Source organism: Rossellomorea sp. ABR4_012 (assembly GCF_056159545.1).
The window spans coordinates 162,969-179,458 of sequence record NZ_JBSWVK010000001.1 but is presented as its reverse complement, the minus strand read 5'-3'; the positions used below and the strand labels follow the sequence as shown (position 1 = coordinate 179,458).

The window sequence follows — 16,490 nt, the reverse complement described above, 5'->3', positions numbered from 1 at the left end:
GAAGGAGGTAAATTATTATGACAATGACAGATCCAATTGCAGATTTGCTTACTCGCATCCGTAATGCGAACATGGTTCGTCACGAAAGACTAGAAGTTCCTGCTTCTAACATCAAGAAAGAAATCGCTGAAATCCTCAAACGTGAAGGTTTCGTACGTGACGTAGAATATGTTGAAGATAACAAACAAGGTGTTATCCGCATTTTCTTAAAATATGGTTCAAACAACGAGCGCGTAATCACTGGATTAAAGCGTATCTCTAAACCAGGTTTACGTGTATATGCAAAATCTACAGAAGTACCTAAAGTATTAAACGGATTAGGTATCGCACTTGTTTCCACTTCTCAAGGTGTTTTAACTGATAAAGAAGCTCGTGCACAACAAGTGGGCGGAGAAGTATTAGCTTACGTTTGGTAATAGTTTTTAAATGAATGGAGGTGCAACAGGATGTCACGTGTAGGAAAACAGCCTATCGAAATGCCATCTGACGTTACTCTTACAGTAGGTGAAGATAACCTAGTAACTGTAAAAGGACCTAAAGGTGAACTTTCTCGTACATTCAGTTCTGATATTAAAGTAGAATTAGAAGGTAACACAGTAACAGTTACGCGTCCTTCTGATGCAAAAGAACACCGCGCGTTACACGGTACAACTCGTGCCTTGATCGCGAACATGGTTGAAGGTGTATCTAAAGGATTCGAAAGAAATCTTGAGCTTGTCGGTGTAGGTTACCGTGCTCAAAAACAAGGTGCTAAGCTTGTGCTTAACGTTGGGTACTCTCACCCAGTTGAAATCGAAGCTGAAAAAGGCATCGAGATCGAAGTACCATCAAACACTAAGATCTCAATCAAAGGTATCGATAAAGAACGTGTTGGTGCATTAGCAGCTAACATTCGTGCAGTACGCTCTCCTGAGCCTTACAAAGGAAAAGGTATTCGCTACGAAGGTGAATATGTTCGTCGTAAAGAAGGTAAAACAGGTAAATAATGCCGCGTAGGCAATAAGAAAGGAGTGACCGTAGGTGATTACTAAGCCAGATAAGAACAAAACACGTAAGAAAAGACATGCCCGTGTACGTTCTAAAATTACTGGAACTGAAACTCGTCCTCGTCTGAACGTTTTCCGTTCTAACAAAAACATCTATGCTCAAATTATCGATGATATGAACGGTGTTACTCTTGCAAGTGCATCTTCTAAAGATAAAGATTTCGGATTAGAATCCACTAACACTGTTGAAGCAGCAGCGAAAGTTGGAGAACTAGTTGCGAAACGTGCAGCAGATAAAGGTTTAAAATCTGTAGTATTTGACCGTGGTGGATACTTATACCATGGCCGTATCAAAGCTTTAGCTGAATCAGCTCGTGAAAACGGCTTAGAATTTTAATAAAAAGGAGGGACAATCCAGATGCGTCGTATTGATCCAAGCAAACTAGAATTTGAAGAACGCGTAGTTACAATCAATCGTGTTGCGAAAGTTGTTAAAGGTGGACGTCGTTTCCGTTTCGCTGCTCTTGTAGTAGTAGGCGACAAAAACGGTCACGTTGGTTTCGGAACTGGTAAAGCTCAAGAGGTTCCAGATGCAATCCGTAAAGCGATTGAAGATGCGAAGAAAAATCTAATTGAAGTTCCTATGGTTGGAGGTACAACTCCTCACGTAGTAACTGGACGATTTGGTGCTGGTCAAATTCTTATCAAGCCTGCTTCTGCGGGTACAGGAATTATTGCTGGTGGACCTGTTCGTGCGGTACTAGAATTAGCCGGGGTACAAGATATCCTTTCTAAATCACTAGGATCCAACACTCCAATTAACATGGTTCGTGCAACAATCGAAGGTTTAAAACAATTAAAGCGTGCTGAAGACGTAGCTAAATTACGTGGTAAATCAGTAGAAGAACTACTAGGATAAGGGAGGGATAACGATGGCTAACAAACTAGAAATTACCCTCACTCGAAGTGTTATTGGTCGTCCACAAGATCAACGTAAAACTGTTGAAGCTTTAGGACTTCGCAAAATGCACCAAACAGTTGAGCAACAAGATAATGCTGCTATCCGCGGTATGATTAACAAAGTTGCTCACCTTGTAACGGTAACAGAAAAATAATCGAGTTATTTCGATAATAAGGAGGTGCCGACATGAAATTACATGAGTTACAACCTGCAGAAGGTTCTCGTAAAGTCCGCAACCGTGTAGGACGCGGAATTGGTTCTGGTAATGGTAAAACTGCTGGTAAAGGTCATAAAGGACAAAACGCTCGTTCTGGTGGAGGAGTACGTCCTGGATTCGAAGGTGGTCAAACTCCTTTGTTCCAACGTTTACCAAAACGCGGTTTCACGAACATCAACCGTAAAGAATATGCAATCGTCAATCTTGACGCATTGAATCGCTTCGAAGATGGTACAGAAGTTACTCCTACTTTACTAGTTGAAACTGGTTTAGTAAGTAACGAAAAAGCAGGAATTAAGATTCTTGGTAAAGGTTCAATCGAGAAAAAGCTTACAGTAAAAGCACACAAATTCTCAACCACTGCTAAAGAAGCTATCGAAGCTGCTGGCGGTACATCCGAGGTGATCTAATGTTTCAAACTATCTCCAATTTTATGCGCGTGGGTGATATAAGAAATAAAATTATCTTCACCCTTTTAATGTTAGTCGTCTTCCGTCTTGGTACCTTCATTCCGGTGCCAAACGTTGACGCAAATGTACTGAAGATGCAAGACCAGGCAGGAATTCTTGGATTCCTGAATACATTTGGCGGTGGTGCGCTGCAGAATTTCTCCATCTTCGCGATGGGAATCATGCCTTACATCACGGCTTCAATCATTGTTCAGCTGCTTCAAATGGACGTTGTTCCGAAGTTCACTGAATGGTCGAAGCAAGGTGAAGTCGGCCGCCGTAAATTAGCTCAGTTCACTCGTTATTTCACGATTATTCTAGGTTTTATCCAAGCTTTAGGAATGTCCTACGGCTTTAACCGGATTTATGGTGGAATGCTTATCCAAAGTCCTGGAGTAAGCACGTACCTGTTAATCGCATTGGTATTGACAGCCGGTACGGCTTTTCTTATGTGGCTGGGTGAACAGATTACAGCTAAAGGTGTTGGAAATGGTATCTCGATCCTGATCTTTGCAGGTATCGTGGCTGCGATTCCTAACACTGTAAACCAAATCTATGCTCAGCAAATCGAAGGAGCAGGCGAACAACTTTTCCTTCGCATTGTCGTTCTTGCACTTTTAGTATTGGCAGTTATTGCAATCGTGGTTGGTACAGTGTTTATTCAACAAGCACTTCGTAAAATTCCGATTCAATATGCAAAACGTTTAGTGGGACGCAGTCCGGTTGGCGGACAATCAACGCATCTTCCATTGAAAGTGAATGCTGCGGGTGTTATTCCAGTAATCTTCGCGATTTCTTTTATCATCACTCCTCAGACTATTTCCACTTTCTTCGGAGATAATGATGTGACTAGTACAATTCAGTACATCTTTGATTATACGAAGCCAGTCGGGATGATCATCTATGTTGCATTGATTGTTGCGTTTACGTACTTTTATGCTTTCATTCAAGTAAATCCGGAGCAAATGGCGGAAAACTTGAAGAAGCAAGGTGGATATATCCCTGGTATCCGTCCAGGTAAAACCACACAAGAGTATCTCACTCGCGTTCTGTACCGCCTAACATTTGTAGGGGCTATTTTCTTATCTGTGATCTCCATTCTTCCAGTGTTCTTCATTAACTTCGCTGGACTGCCTCCTGCGGCACAAATTGGCGGAACAAGTCTCTTGATCGTCGTTGGTGTTGCTCTTGAGACGATGAAGCAATTGGAAGCACAGCTAGTGAAACGTCACTACAAAGGGTTCATTAAATAAGAGGGTTTTCGGGAACGTTCTGTTCCTGAAGCCATTTTATAGACATTTGAGGGGGAGTTCGAGTGAATATAGTTCTTATGGGCTTACCAGGCGCAGGAAAAGGCACTCAAGCTGAGAAAATCGTTGAAAAATATGGTATCCCTCATATTTCGACTGGTGATATGTTCCGTGCTGCCATCAAAGACGGCACTGAGCTTGGCTTGAAAGCTAAATCTTTCATGGATAATGGCGATCTTGTTCCTGATGAAGTAACAATCGGAATTGTCCGTGAACGTTTAGGCAAAGAGGATTGTGGCAAAGGCTTCTTACTAGATGGGTTTCCAAGAACGGTAGCTCAGGCAGAGGCACTTGAAAACATCCTTGCTGATCTTGGTAAAAAGATGAATTATGTCATTAATATAGATGTAGATAAGGACATCCTGATGGGGCGCTTGACAGGTCGCAGAATCTGTAAAGAGTGCGGCGCTACTTATCATCTTGTCTTTAATCCACCAAAAGAAGAGGGCGTTTGTGATCGCTGCGGCGGAGAATTGTATCAGCGTGCTGATGATAACGAAGAAACAGTTCAAAATCGCCTGGACGTAAACATCAAACAAACTCAACCACTTTTGGCTTACTACGAAGATAAAGGCTATCTCAAAAACATTGACGGTCAACAAGACATCGATAAAGTGTTTTCTGACATTGATGTATTACTTGGAGGCCTTTCATAATGATCATTTGTAAAACTCCGAGAGAGATTGAGATCATGCGCCAAGCCGGCAGGATTGTGGCATTGACTCATGCGGAATTGCAAAAGTATATTTCACCAGGAATATCGACGAAAGAATTGGATGCTATTGCTGAAAAATTCATTCGTAAACATGATGCAATTCCATCTTTTAAAGGGTATAATGGGTTTCGTGGCAGCATCTGTGCTTCAGTCAACAACGAGCTGGTTCATGGAATTCCGGGAGATCGGGTGTTAAAGGACGGCGACATTATCAGCATCGATATCGGTGCGAAATATAACGGCTATCATGGAGACTCGGCCTGGACTTATCCAGTTGGTAAGATTGATGATGAAACCCGGAAGCTTCTTGATGTAACAGAGGAATCTTTATATCTGGGGCTTAAGGAAGCTAAACCAGGCGAACGTCTGTCGAATATCTCTCATAGTATTCAAACTTTTGTTGAAGCAAATGGCTTTTCTATCGTTCGAGAGTATGTAGGACACGGAGTTGGTCAAGACTTACATGAGGACCCTCAGATTCCTCATTATGGACCGCCTAACAAAGGTCCTCGCTTAAAGCCTGGCATGGTACTGGCTATTGAACCAATGGTTAATGCAGGAAGTCGATATGTTAGAACGTTATCAGATAACTGGACAGTTGTGACAGTTGATGATAAAATGTGTGCGCACTTTGAACACACCATTGCAATTACTGAAGAAGGCTATGAGATATTGACGAAAGCCTAAGTGAAGGTGATTGGATTGATCGAGTCAGATTCGGCGATTCCGAGTATAGGTCAGATTGTTCTGCCTCTTAAGGGCAGGGAGGCTGGTACGTATTCGGTCGTTGTTCAGCAATTGGATGAACGTTTTGTACTCATAGCAGACGGAGATAAACGTAAGTTTGATCGCGCCAAGCGAAAGAATATCGGACATCTTCAACTGTTTGACTATGTTTCTCCAGAAGTTCATAACAGTATTATCGAAACAGGAAGAGTGACGAACGGTAAACTGCGTTATGCTGTTTCAAAGTTTGTAAATGAAGTTTTAATTGATGAGAAGAAGGGAGACATGTTCGATGGCTAAGGATGATGTAATTGAAGTGGAAGGGAAAGTCGCTGAGACTTTGCCTAACGCGATGTTTAAGGTAGAATTAGAAAATGGTCATACAGTTCTGGCGCATGTTTCAGGAAAGATTCGTATGCACTTCATCCGTATCCTACCTGGTGACAAGGTGACAGTTGAATTATCACCGTATGACTTAACTCGTGGTAGAATCACTTATCGTTATAAATAATTCATTGCACTCCGTACTATTAAGGAGGTTAGAATAAGATGAAAGTTAGACCATCTGTTAAGCCGATCTGCGAAAAATGTAAAGTTATTCGTAGAAAAGGTAAAGTCATGGTTATCTGTGAAAACCCTAAACACAAACAAAAACAAGGCTAAACTAAAAGGAGGTGCGCTATCACTATGGCACGTATTGCTGGTGTAGACATTCCACGTGACAAACGTGTTGTCATTTCATTAACATACATCTACGGTATTGGTAAAAATACTGCGTCACAAATTCTTTCTGAAGCTGGTGTCTCTGAAGATACTCGCGTTCGCGATCTAACTGAAGACGAACTAGGAAAGATTCGTGATATCGTTGACAAATTAAAGGTTGAAGGTGATCTTCGTCGTGAGATCTCTCTAAACATCAAACGTCTTATGGAAATCGGTTCATACCGCGGTCTTCGTCACCGTCGTGGACTACCTGTTCGTGGACAACATACGAAGAACAATGCTCGTACACGTAAAGGTCCTCGTAAGACTGTAGCAAACAAGAAAAAATAATAGGTAAAGGAGGTTACTTCTTAGTATGGCACGTAAAACAAACACTCGTAAACGTCGTGTGAAAAAGAATATCGAAGCTGGTATTGCACACATTCGTTCTACATTCAATAATACAATCGTAACTATCACTGATGTTCACGGAAACGCTGTTGCATGGTCAAGTGCAGGTTCACTAGGATTCAGAGGATCTCGTAAATCCACTCCATTCGCAGCACAAATGGCTGCTGAAACTGCAGCAAAAGCTTCCCAGGAACACGGTTTGAAAACTCTTGAAGTAACAGTTAAAGGCCCTGGTGCTGGACGTGAAGCTGCAATCCGTGCTCTTCAAGCTGCAGGTCTTGAGGTTACTGCAATCAGAGACGTTACTCCAGTTCCTCATAACGGATGCCGTCCGCCAAAACGTCGCCGCGTTTAATTTTTCTGTATAAATTTTGTATCGTTGTCTATAATGGGATATGATACAAAATACGTTCATTCAGAAAAAGGTAACCAGTTGTTGGTGCACAATAGGGAACGTAAACATGGGGAATTTCGGACTTCATATTATTTAGCCCGGAGTTTCGACGTTTTGAAGGAGGGTAAATATTAATGATCGAAATTGAAAAACCAAAAATTGAAACGGTTGAGATCAGCGATGATGCCACATATGGAAAGTTCGTCGTAGAACCACTTGAGCGTGGATATGGTACAACTTTGGGTAACTCCTTACGTCGTATCCTATTATCGTCACTCCCAGGTGCCGCTGTCACATCTATTCAAATAGATGGAGTACTGCATGAGTTTTCAACAATTGAAGGCGTCGTAGAGGATGTCACATCCATCATTTTGAATATCAAAAAGCTAGCGTTAAAGATTTACTCTGACGAAGAGAAAACGCTTGAAATTGATGTGCAGGGTGAAGGAGTCGTTACAGCTGCTGATATTACTCATGATAGTGATGTGGAAGTGCTAAATCCTGATTTACACATTGCCACATTGTCTAAAAGTGGTCACTTCCGTGTGCGTTTAAGCGCATCCCGCGGACGTGGATACAGACCTGCTGACCAAAACAAACGTGAGGATCTTCCAATCGGTGTGATCCCAATCGATTCTATTTACACTCCAGTTTCACGCGTTAATTATCAAGTAGAAAATACTCGTGTTGGTCAAATGACGAACTATGATAAGCTTTCTCTTGATGTATGGACTGATGGAAGTATTGGACCGAAAGAAGCCATTTCTTTAGGTGCTAAGATTCTGACAGAACACTTGAATATTTTCGTTGGCCTTACAGATGAAGCGCAGAATGCTGAAATCATGGTAGAAAAAGAAGAAGATCAAAAAGAAAAAGTTCTTGAGATGACGATCGAAGAATTAGATCTTTCTGTTCGTTCTTACAACTGCCTGAAACGTGCTGGAATCAACACTGTTCAAGAGCTTGCTAACAAGACTGAAGAAGATATGATGAAAGTGCGTAACCTAGGACGTAAATCTCTTGAAGAGGTCAAAGTTAAACTTGAAGACCTTGGATTAGGATTACGTAAAGACGATTGATAATCATTTTAGATATATAGTTTCAACAAAGGAGGGAACCCTTAATGGCTTACAGAAAGTTAGGACGTACTAGTGCACAACGTAAAGCAATGCTACGTGATTTAGCTACTGACCTAATCATCAACGAGCGTATCGAAACAACTGAAACTCGCGCGAAAGAGCTTCGTTCAGTTGTGGAAAAGATGATCACATTAGGCAAACGTGGTGATGTTCACGCACGTCGTCAAGCTGCTGCATTCATTCGTAAAGAAATTGCAAACGCTGAAAACAACCAAGATGCTCTTCAAAAGTTATTCTCTGACATCGCTCCTCGTTACAACGAGCGTCAAGGCGGATATACTCGCATTATGAAGGTTGGTCCTCGCCGTGGTGACGGTGCTCCAATGGCAATCATCGAATTAGTTTAATAATTCGTGACTACTAACATTAAGGGCGGGACAGTTAATCCTTAACTGCTTCTTTGCCCTTTTTGTATAAGTGCATGATTGATGATGAAAAGCAGAGCGTTACGATGAGCAGCATGGCTGACTCGTCTAGCTCGTGCGCCCCTTCCGACTTCTATAACGATAGAAGCTGTTCATGGATGAACAAGAAAAGGTATCTTTTCTTTGGTCGGGGTGCAGGCTTTTTTTTATTTATATGGAATTATGATATTTTTTATTAAGCTGGTTTTTAATAGCAGAGAAGAGGCTTTGACTCAGCTGAGAATTGATGAGCATAGAGGAGGTTTGTATCGTGCGAGAGATGATTAACGTTAAAGATGTCTATTTCCGTTATCCGGATCAGGAAGCATATGCCCTGGAAGGAATCAATCTTCATGTAGAGCAAGGTGAGTGGCTTGCAATCGTCGGCCATAACGGATCAGGCAAATCGACACTTGCCAAAATGTTAAATGGCTTGCATTTTCCCGAAAAGGGAGACGTCACTGTGGACGGTATCCCCCTTGAGGAAAAATCCATCTGGGATATCAGGGCTAAAATTGGAATGGTCTTTCAAAATCCAGATAATCAGTTTGTCGGTGCTACAGTGGAAGATGATGTGGCTTTTGGGTTAGAAAACCATGGAGTACCTCATGAATCGATGGTACAAAGAGTGAGTGACGCTTTGAAGCGTGTCCATATGGAAGATTTTCTTGATCAAGAGCCGCACCATTTATCAGGCGGACAGAAGCAGCGTGTAGCAATCGCAGGAGTGGTGGCCCTTCAGCCGGATATCATCATCCTGGACGAATCCACATCCATGCTTGATCCGAAGGGAAAGAAAGAAGTGCTGGAGACGGTCAGGATCCTTAAAGAAAAAGAGAATTTGACTGTTATTTCGATCACTCATGACCTTGAAGAAGCAGCAAAGGCTGATCGAATCATTGTACTGAATAAGGGAAAAGTCTTTAAGGAAGGGACACCACAAGAGATTTTCCTGCTCGAGGATGAATTAAAGAAGTTGGGGCTTGATTCTCCTTTTACCATTAAACTTTCAGGGGCGCTGAAGAATGCGGGTATATCACTACCTAAGAATTATTTTACAGAAGAAGAGCTGGTGAACGAGTTATGGAAATCTCATTTCAACAAGTAGAATATCGGTATTCCTATAAAACCCCATTTGAAAAACTTGCTCTTGAAGATATCAATCTCTCCATTCCTTCCGGTCAGTTCCTGGCAATCATCGGACATACAGGTTCAGGCAAGTCGACATTGCTGCAGCATCTGAATGCACTGCTAAAGCCAACATCCGGACTGGTAAACGTAGGAGACTATGAAATCAGTCACGATAAAAAAACGAAGAGCCTGAAACCAATCAGGCAAAAAGTAGGGATTGTCTTTCAATTTCCCGAACATCAATTATTTGAAGAAACGGTACTGAAGGATATTTGCTATGGCCCTATGAACTTCGGAGTAGCAGAGGAAGAAGCGAAAGAAAGAGCGAAGGAACTGATTGTGAAGGTCGGGCTTTCAGAAGACATTCTTCAGAAATCCCCATTTGATCTCTCAGGCGGTCAAATGAGAAGGGTGGCCATTGCAGGAGTCCTTGCCATGAATCCGGATGTGATCGTATTGGACGAGCCTACAGCCGGTTTGGATCCGCGGGGACAGCGTGAGATCATGGATATGTTCTATGACCTTCATAAAGAGAAAGGACTGACCACCATTCTTGTCACGCACAGCATGGAGGACGCAGCTCACTATGCAGATGAGATTGTCATCATGCAGAAGGGGCGCTTACAGAGGAAGGGAACGCCTCAAGCAATCTTCTCGAATCCAGAGGAATTGTTTGAAATGGGGCTGGATGTTCCTGATGTGGTCAGATTCCAGTTCAAGCTGGAAGAGCGTATCGGCAGGAAGATCGGCGTCACCTGTTTGACGATTGAAGAACTGGCCGATGCCATTGGTTCCCTTGAAGAAGGGAGTGGCCCGCTATGATGGAAAAAATGATTTTCGGTCGTTATGTACCGGCAAATTCCATTCTTCACAGCATGGATCCACGATCGAAGCTGCTCTTTATTTTCGGATTTATTTGTATCGTCTTTTTAGCAAATAATGTTGTCACCTATGCCTTATTAGGGGCATTTACTCTGACTGCACTGATCTTTTCCAATCTTCCCATCCGGTTCATCATCGGAGGGTTGAAACCCATTCTATGGCTGATCTTGTTTACGTTCTTCCTGCATGTGTTCTTTACAAAAGAAGGCGGGGTCATCCTGAATCTTGGTTTCCTTAAAATTCATGAGGAAGGGCTGCGTCAGGGGATATTCATTTCCCTGCGATTCTTTTACTTGATCCTGATCACTTCATTACTGACTCTGACGACATCACCGATCACGATTACAGATGGCCTGGAAACATTATTGAACCCTTTGCGGAAGGTGAATTTCCCTGTTCATGAGCTTGCGCTGATGATGTCGATTTCTTTACGGTTCATCCCGACCCTGATGGAAGAAACGGATAAGATCATGAAGGCACAGATCGCGAGGGGAGCAGAATTTTCTTCAGGTCCGATAAAAGATCGGATCAAGGCGATCATCCCATTGCTCATCCCTTTATTCGTGAGTGCGTTCAAGCGTGCAGAGGACCTGGCTACGGCCATGGAAGCAAGGGGTTATCAAGGCGGAGAAGGTAGAACGAAATACAGGCTTCTTTCCTGGCATAAAAAAGATACAGGCGCACTGGTTGTACTTGGCATCCTGGCAGCCTTATTGCTATTCTTCAGAGGATAGGAGGATTAATCAAATGACGCGGGTAAAATGTACGATTTCATATGACGGTACCCATTTCAGCGGATATCAAATACAGCCAAACCAGCGTACTGTACAGGGACTCCTCGAAGACACTCTCTGTGCGATTCATAAAGGGGAGCGGATTCGTGTCACCGCTTCGGGCAGGACGGATGCAGGGGTCCACGCACACGGCCAGGTATTCCACTTTGATACCCCGCTGTCCATTCCTGAAGAAAAGTGGCCGGTAGTCCTTAATACTCGTCTTCCTGACGAAGTGACCATCAAAGACGCTGAATGTGTGTCTGACGACTTCCATGCGAGATTTTCAGTTAAGAGGAAGGAATATCGTTACAGAGTCTACACAGCCGAATCGAGAAGTCCTTTCTATCGTCATTTTGCTCTCCACTACCCTCTTACTATTTCAGTAGATGAGATGAAAAAGGCGGCGCGGGATTTAATAGGTGAGCATGACTTTACAAGTTTCTGCTCAGCTAAAACAGAAGTACAAGACAAAGTAAGATATCTTCAGAGCATCACCATCACTGAACAGGAAGACGAAATCATTTTTTCCTTTACGGGGAATGGTTTTCTTTACAATATGGTGAGGATCCTCGTCGGCACCCTGCTGGAAGTAGGTAACGGGAATCTACGCAGTGAGGACATGAAAACCATACTTGAAGCCAAAGACAGGAACGAGGCGGGGAAGACCGCCCCGCCGCACGGATTGTATCTTTGGAAGGTGGAGTATGGGGATTGATAGAAAGTCGTCCATGCTAGAGAGAAGTTTTTTAAATTGCTGTAAGCCGGTTCCAGCGGTTGATTGGAGTGCAAGACGAAGACTCCTATCAGAAATGCGAAAGGGCTTTGCTCAGAAGCGTGTGGCATAAGTCGAATTGGCCACGAAGGCGTTCTTTGCCTTCTTGGTCGATTTGGCTTATGACATGTGCTTCTAAGCCCTGCAGCTGGACAGTTCCAGCCCTTGCCGAGGAGGCTCCCCGCTCGCCCGCGGAAAGCGAAGTCTTGCACGGAAATCAATAGCGGAGTTAAAAAGACTAAACTGGAAATAAACTTTTTCTCTAAAACAACTAATCCAGGTGTAACATCCCCTTGACAATCACCTGGGAACAAGATATTATAGCATATGGTATGTTATTAACCCCACGATAAGCCCCGGAATCTTATTGTGATTAGAAAATAAATACTACGGATTCATTTAATAGGAGGTAAACTCATGCGTACTACGTATATGGCAAAAGCCAACGAAATCGATCGTAAATGGTACGTTGTAGATGCTGAAGGCAAAACTCTAGGTCGTCTAGCAAGTGAAGTCGCTTCAGTTCTACGCGGTAAACACAAACCAACTTTCACACCACACGTTGACACTGGTGATCATGTAATCATTCTTAACGCTTCAAAAATTGAATTGACTGGTAAAAAGCTTACTGACAAGATCTATTACCGTCACAGTAACCACCCTGGTGGTTTGAAGCAGCGTACTGCATTAGAAATGCGTACAAACTACTCAGAGAAAATGTTAGAGCTTACTATCAAAGGTATGCTTCCTAAAGGTTCTCTAGGTCGTCAAATGATCAAGAAGCTACATGTATACTCTGGATCTGAGCATCCACACCAAGCACAACAACCAGAAGTTTACGAACTTCGTGGATAATTAAAAAGAGGAGGTTATTATCTTGGCTCAAGTTCAATATTACGGAACTGGTCGTCGTAAGAGCTCAGTAGCTCGCGTACGTTTAGTACCAGGTAACGGTAACATTGTTATCAATGATCGTGAAGTAGAAGTATATATCCCATTCGCAGCACTAAGAGAAGTAATCAAGCAACCATTAGTTGCAACTGAAACTCTTGGTAACTATGACGTTTTAGTAAACGTACACGGTGGAGGTTACGCTGGTCAAGCTGGTGCGATCCGTCACGGTATCGCTCGTGCTTTACTTCAAGCTGATCCTGAGTACCGCGGTACTCTAAAACGCGCTGGATTGTTAACTCGTGACGCTCGTATGAAAGAACGTAAAAAATACGGTCTTAAAGGCGCTCGTCGTGCACCACAATTCTCTAAGCGTTAATTTCTGCTTTCGAAGACTCTCAACCTTTTGGGTTGGGGGTCTTTTTTATTTAATTATTGGATTATGTACGAAATAAAGGAGAAAAGATTGCCGGGGGTATCAATCATATATCTTAAATCAGGGAAAGGTATTGGCCCTCCTGATAAAAGGCTCATTTACAAATCGTTTTAAGAATAGAATCCGAATCCAAGGGGGCAGGGAGGGGGAAAGGGCATCTAAATATAGAAAGAACTATTAATGCAAAATTTCTGGTTCAGTTTTTGTTAAGTCGTTTTTAAAAGAAAAGTGCAATTCATGATTTTCGTTAATCGATGCGAAAAAAATGCTGTCCATTTTATTAATCCCTTTCTTTTGTAATTGATTTCTTAACCAAGTCTCACTTAAATTCATATCAGTAAGAACGGACTGATAAATTTCCCCTTCGATAATAACGGGATATGCAATACCTGCATGTTTTTTTTCAATTCCTAAGTCTTCTATGGTAACCGGAGCTTTATTAGATTGCTTGTACACTGTTAACCTGCCATTTGCTTCTACTATGGCAAGTTCAACATCTTTTATGTCAAATATATCTTTCTCTCTAAGCATTTGAAGAATATTGTCTAAAGAATAACAGAGACGTCTCAAATTCCCAACGAGAAATGTTCCATTTTTTATAACAGCAGTCGGTTCAAATGTGAGAAGTTTACCGATCTTCCGTTTTTTTATAACGATTTTAGAAATAACTTTTTGCAATAAACCTATTGCTATAACTGCTGCAGCAGTATGAATATGCCTAATATTAGGATCAGCAATATCTGCACCTACAACTGCACCTAGTGTTAAAATAATTAAAAAATCGAAAACCGGCAATTCACCTATTGATCGCTTACCCATATATAAAGTAACAATTAATAACAAAGGTAAAATTGTTATAATCCTTCCAAATACAATAAAAATCTCTTTAATCGTCTCCATAAATTTCCCCCTTTAATCAATTCTGAATGGATAGATAATCCCTTTTTGTACTGGTAATGTCCACAACCTGTAAAAAATACAACAAGTTTTTCTTTAACTTCAAAATCGTTTCCGCCTTTAATTGAAATATATAGTTAAAGTGCTCTTTATGTAGTTTTTTATTCATTTACCCTGTATTTGAATATAGTCTATCCAACTCCCCCGGGGCATTTATAGTGAAGAAAGTGGTGAAAGGATTAAATGATGTTGATACTTGTAAAATTAGCTTTTTTGAAGAATCTGATAGTCGGCAGTTTCCGGCGCAAACAATAATTTATCAGCAAGTAAGTAATCTCCAAACTCTATTGTAAAAAAAATTGTTTTGAAAAGATTATTTTTGACTATACTCCAAACCCCAATATAGTTCAAAGTTCCTTTGAACAGGTTAGATAGAATCGTGAGAGATGTTGAATTAGCACCATGGTTTCGAAATTCGTTTCATATTCTATGGAAAAGTCAGTAAGCGTTTTCAACAAAAAAACTGTGACAATCTTCACAGATAAACACTATATAAGAATAAATTCTGATTTGACAGATTATTTCGACTCCGTTATGATGATAAAAATTCAAACAAAAAAATAGAATATTTCCTTATCAAGAGTCGGGGGAGGAACCTGGTCCCGTGATCCCGCAGCAACCGTTACTTGTAACAAGGTGCTAATTCCAGCAAGCAGATGCTTGAAAGATGAGAGGATGGTATATACAGAACCTCTTCCTCATCGGAAGAGGTTTTTTTAGTAGCAGCGCAGGTCGGCTTTTAAAAAAGGCAGTTACGCTGTTATTAAACCAAGTATAACTATAAGATTACTTCTTTCAATTCTCCCTGCCATGGTCATAGTACATTTCATAATAAAGCAAAAAGGAGATTTGTCTTATGAAAAAACAGATTCATTTAAATGGCTTCATCCAAAACTCGCCGTCCCCGCATTCAACCGGATTATGGAAACATGAAAAAGATCAGGGTACGTCGCACAACAGCTTAGCTTATTGGGTGGAAACGGCTCAAACGCTTGAACGCGGGAAATTTGATGCGATGTTCATTGCTGATGTGCTGGGTACCTACAGCGTATATGAAAACAGTCATGATGCAGCAGTCAGGGGCGCGGTACAGCTGCCTGCTCATGATCCGCTCATCCCCATCTCGGCAATGGCCGCGGCAACGGAGCATCTAGGATTTGCGCCAACCATCTCCACGACTTATGCACAGCCTTATTCACTGGCACGGCAGTTATCAACGCTGGACCATTTAACAGGAGGAAGGGTTGCATGGAATGTGGTGACATCCTATTTGGAAAGTGAAGCCGTCAATCTCGGGCTGTCTGGAAGGCTCCCAAAGGAACTCCGATATGACCGTGCTGATGAATTTCTCCAAGTGGTTTATAAGCTGTGGGAACACAGCTGGGAGGACGATGCGGTTGTTTATGATAAAGAAAATGACACGTTTGCTGATCCGAATAGGGTTCATTCGATCAACCACGAAGGAGAGTTTTTCAGAGTGCCGGGCCCTCATCTGGTAGAGCCGTCCCCACAGCGCACCCCGGTATTATTCCAGGCAGGATCTTCTCCAAAAGGAAGGGATTTTGCAGCAAAACATGCAGAAGCAGTATTTACTAAAAATCATTCGCTGGACGGATTGAAACTGTACACAAACGATATCCGCAGACGGGCGGGGGAGCAGGGGAGAAAACCGGATGAACTTCTTATCTTCCCGATGATCCTGCCGATCATTGGGTCAACTGAAGAAGAAGCGTTTGCAAAATATGAAGAACTTACGAGTCACGTCAGCTACGAAGGCACCGCTTCTCTTTTATCAGGTCATACAGGGATTGATTTTTCACAATTTGACCCTGATCAGTATATCGATGACATCGAGACGGATGCCATGCAGGGAAATCTCGATATGTATGGGAAGGATCCAAACAAAAGATGGACGCTCCGTGAAGCGATTAAAAATCATGGGCTTGGCAATGGAACGGTAAAATTCATCGGTACACCTGAGCAAATTGCAGATGAAATCGAGAAATGGGCTGTTGAAGGTGATGCGGATGGTTTTAATATCGCCCAGACGTATTCACCGGGTACATTTAGCGAGTTCGTCGATCATGTGGTTCCCGAACTCCAAAAGCGGGGGATCTACCGCAAGGAATATGAAGGACCAACATTGAGAGAGAACATGTTTGGCAAAGGTCATAAACACTTGCCCGATCATCACCCGGCGAAAAAGCTTGTACCAGTTCATTCATAGGAAG

General features: G+C 42.2%; 24 protein-coding genes and 1 riboswitch. Of the genes, 23 read left to right on the top strand and 1 reads right to left on the bottom strand.

All coding sequences use genetic code 11. The annotated features are described in order from the left end of the window. Positions 1-17: 17 nt before the first annotated feature. The 22 genes from rpsH (at position 18) to rpsI (ending at position 13,245) form a co-directional block, all read left to right on the top strand. A complete protein-coding gene (gene rpsH, locus ACXAFV_RS00950) occupies positions 18-416 on the top strand; it encodes a 30S ribosomal protein S8 (protein WP_475123871.1) in 399 nt (132 codons plus the stop codon). Between the two features lie 30 nt (positions 417-446). After that, the gene (gene rplF / locus ACXAFV_RS00945; RefSeq protein WP_475123869.1) at positions 447-986 is read left to right on the top strand and encodes a 50S ribosomal protein L6; all 540 of its coding nucleotides are present in this window, start codon (positions 447-449) and stop codon (positions 984-986) included. Positions 987-1,020: 34 nt separating this feature from the next. Beyond that, the gene (rplR, locus tag ACXAFV_RS00940; RefSeq protein WP_172255409.1) at positions 1,021-1,383 is read left to right on the top strand and encodes a 50S ribosomal protein L18; all 363 of its coding nucleotides are present in this window, start codon (positions 1,021-1,023) and stop codon (positions 1,381-1,383) included. A gap of 21 nt (positions 1,384-1,404) precedes the next feature. Continuing rightward, positions 1,405-1,905 (top strand): 30S ribosomal protein S5, encoded by a 501-nt coding sequence (gene rpsE / locus ACXAFV_RS00935; RefSeq protein WP_175986360.1) that lies wholly within the window; start codon positions 1,405-1,407, stop codon positions 1,903-1,905. Between the two features lie 13 nt (positions 1,906-1,918). After that, the gene (gene rpmD / locus ACXAFV_RS00930; RefSeq protein ID WP_032085287.1) at positions 1,919-2,101 is read left to right on the top strand and encodes a 50S ribosomal protein L30; all 183 of its coding nucleotides are present in this window, start codon (positions 1,919-1,921) and stop codon (positions 2,099-2,101) included. Between the two features lie 32 nt (positions 2,102-2,133). Beyond that, positions 2,134-2,574 carry a 50S ribosomal protein L15 gene (gene rplO, locus ACXAFV_RS00925; protein WP_175986362.1) on the top strand — a complete coding sequence of 147 codons (441 nt, stop codon included), beginning with the start codon at positions 2,134-2,136 and terminating at the stop codon, positions 2,572-2,574. After that, positions 2,574-3,866 (top strand): preprotein translocase subunit SecY, encoded by a 1,293-nt coding sequence (gene secY / locus ACXAFV_RS00920; RefSeq protein ID WP_475123867.1) that lies wholly within the window; start codon positions 2,574-2,576, stop codon positions 3,864-3,866. Before rplO ends, secY begins: the two co-directional genes overlap by 1 nt. Before the next feature lie 62 nt (positions 3,867-3,928). After that, the gene (locus tag ACXAFV_RS00915) at positions 3,929-4,579 is read left to right on the top strand and encodes an adenylate kinase (RefSeq protein ID WP_475123865.1); all 651 of its coding nucleotides are present in this window, start codon (positions 3,929-3,931) and stop codon (positions 4,577-4,579) included. Beyond that, positions 4,579-5,325: a type I methionyl aminopeptidase gene (gene map / locus ACXAFV_RS00910; RefSeq protein ID WP_475123864.1), complete on the top strand. Its 747-nt coding sequence runs from the start codon at positions 4,579-4,581 to the stop codon at positions 5,323-5,325. The genes ACXAFV_RS00915 and map overlap by 1 nt, the downstream gene beginning before the upstream one ends. 15 nt (positions 5,326-5,340) lie before the next feature. Next, the gene (locus ACXAFV_RS00905; RefSeq protein WP_175986369.1) at positions 5,341-5,664 is read left to right on the top strand and encodes a KOW domain-containing RNA-binding protein; all 324 of its coding nucleotides are present in this window, start codon (positions 5,341-5,343) and stop codon (positions 5,662-5,664) included. Continuing rightward, complete coding sequence (gene infA, locus ACXAFV_RS00900) at positions 5,657-5,875, top strand: translation initiation factor IF-1 (RefSeq protein ID WP_034765945.1); 219 nt, start codon at positions 5,657-5,659, stop codon at positions 5,873-5,875. Before ACXAFV_RS00905 ends, infA begins: the two co-directional genes overlap by 8 nt. A gap of 38 nt (positions 5,876-5,913) precedes the next feature. Further along, complete coding sequence (gene rpmJ, locus ACXAFV_RS00895; protein WP_003156543.1) at positions 5,914-6,027, top strand: 50S ribosomal protein L36; 114 nt, start codon at positions 5,914-5,916, stop codon at positions 6,025-6,027. Between the two features lie 24 nt (positions 6,028-6,051). Then, positions 6,052-6,417, top strand: coding sequence for a 30S ribosomal protein S13 (gene rpsM, locus ACXAFV_RS00890; RefSeq protein ID WP_341984953.1), 366 nt, complete (start codon positions 6,052-6,054; stop codon positions 6,415-6,417). A gap of 25 nt (positions 6,418-6,442) precedes the next feature. After that, the gene (rpsK, locus tag ACXAFV_RS00885; RefSeq protein ID WP_032085294.1) at positions 6,443-6,832 is read left to right on the top strand and encodes a 30S ribosomal protein S11; all 390 of its coding nucleotides are present in this window, start codon (positions 6,443-6,445) and stop codon (positions 6,830-6,832) included. Positions 6,833-7,005: 173 nt separating this feature from the next. Beyond that, the gene (locus tag ACXAFV_RS00880) at positions 7,006-7,950 is read left to right on the top strand and encodes a DNA-directed RNA polymerase subunit alpha (RefSeq protein ID WP_032085295.1); all 945 of its coding nucleotides are present in this window, start codon (positions 7,006-7,008) and stop codon (positions 7,948-7,950) included. Between the two features lie 44 nt (positions 7,951-7,994). Then, positions 7,995-8,357 (top strand): 50S ribosomal protein L17, encoded by a 363-nt coding sequence (rplQ, locus tag ACXAFV_RS00875; protein ID WP_071617130.1) that lies wholly within the window; start codon positions 7,995-7,997, stop codon positions 8,355-8,357. Positions 8,358-8,694: 337 nt separating this feature from the next. After that, positions 8,695-9,522, top strand: a complete 828-nt coding sequence (locus ACXAFV_RS00870) for an energy-coupling factor ABC transporter ATP-binding protein (protein WP_475126032.1) — start codon at positions 8,695-8,697, stop codon at positions 9,520-9,522. Continuing rightward, on the top strand, positions 9,498-10,367 hold the full coding sequence (locus ACXAFV_RS00865) for an energy-coupling factor ABC transporter ATP-binding protein (protein ID WP_475123863.1): 870 nt from the start codon (positions 9,498-9,500) through the stop codon (positions 10,365-10,367). Before ACXAFV_RS00870 ends, ACXAFV_RS00865 begins: the two co-directional genes overlap by 25 nt. Next, positions 10,364-11,161, top strand: a complete 798-nt coding sequence (locus ACXAFV_RS00860) for an energy-coupling factor transporter transmembrane component T family protein (RefSeq protein ID WP_475123861.1) — start codon at positions 10,364-10,366, stop codon at positions 11,159-11,161. The genes ACXAFV_RS00865 and ACXAFV_RS00860 overlap by 4 nt, the downstream gene beginning before the upstream one ends. Positions 11,162-11,174: 13 nt before the next feature. Continuing rightward, complete coding sequence (truA, locus tag ACXAFV_RS00855; protein ID WP_475123860.1) at positions 11,175-11,918, top strand: tRNA pseudouridine(38-40) synthase TruA; 744 nt, start codon at positions 11,175-11,177, stop codon at positions 11,916-11,918. 474 nt (positions 11,919-12,392) lie between these two features. Next, positions 12,393-12,830 (top strand): 50S ribosomal protein L13, encoded by a 438-nt coding sequence (rplM, locus tag ACXAFV_RS00850; RefSeq protein WP_032085300.1) that lies wholly within the window; start codon positions 12,393-12,395, stop codon positions 12,828-12,830. A 22-nt stretch (positions 12,831-12,852) separates the two neighbouring features. Further along, positions 12,853-13,245, top strand: coding sequence for a 30S ribosomal protein S9 (rpsI, locus tag ACXAFV_RS00845; protein WP_172250513.1), 393 nt, complete (start codon positions 12,853-12,855; stop codon positions 13,243-13,245). A gap of 234 nt (positions 13,246-13,479) precedes the next feature. On the opposite strand, the gene ACXAFV_RS00840 is transcribed toward rpsI, so the two are convergent. After that, entirely contained in the window at positions 13,480-14,202 is a 723-nt protein-coding gene (locus tag ACXAFV_RS00840) for a DUF421 domain-containing protein (RefSeq protein WP_475123858.1), read from the bottom strand. 627 nt (positions 14,203-14,829) lie between these two features. Next, positions 14,830-14,933: riboswitch (SAM riboswitch) on the top strand. Between the two features lie 182 nt (positions 14,934-15,115). Here ACXAFV_RS00840 and ACXAFV_RS00835 point away from each other — a divergent pair. After that, positions 15,116-16,486, top strand: a complete 1,371-nt coding sequence (locus tag ACXAFV_RS00835; protein ID WP_475123856.1) for an LLM class flavin-dependent oxidoreductase — start codon at positions 15,116-15,118, stop codon at positions 16,484-16,486. Positions 16,487-16,490: the final 4 nt, after the last annotated feature.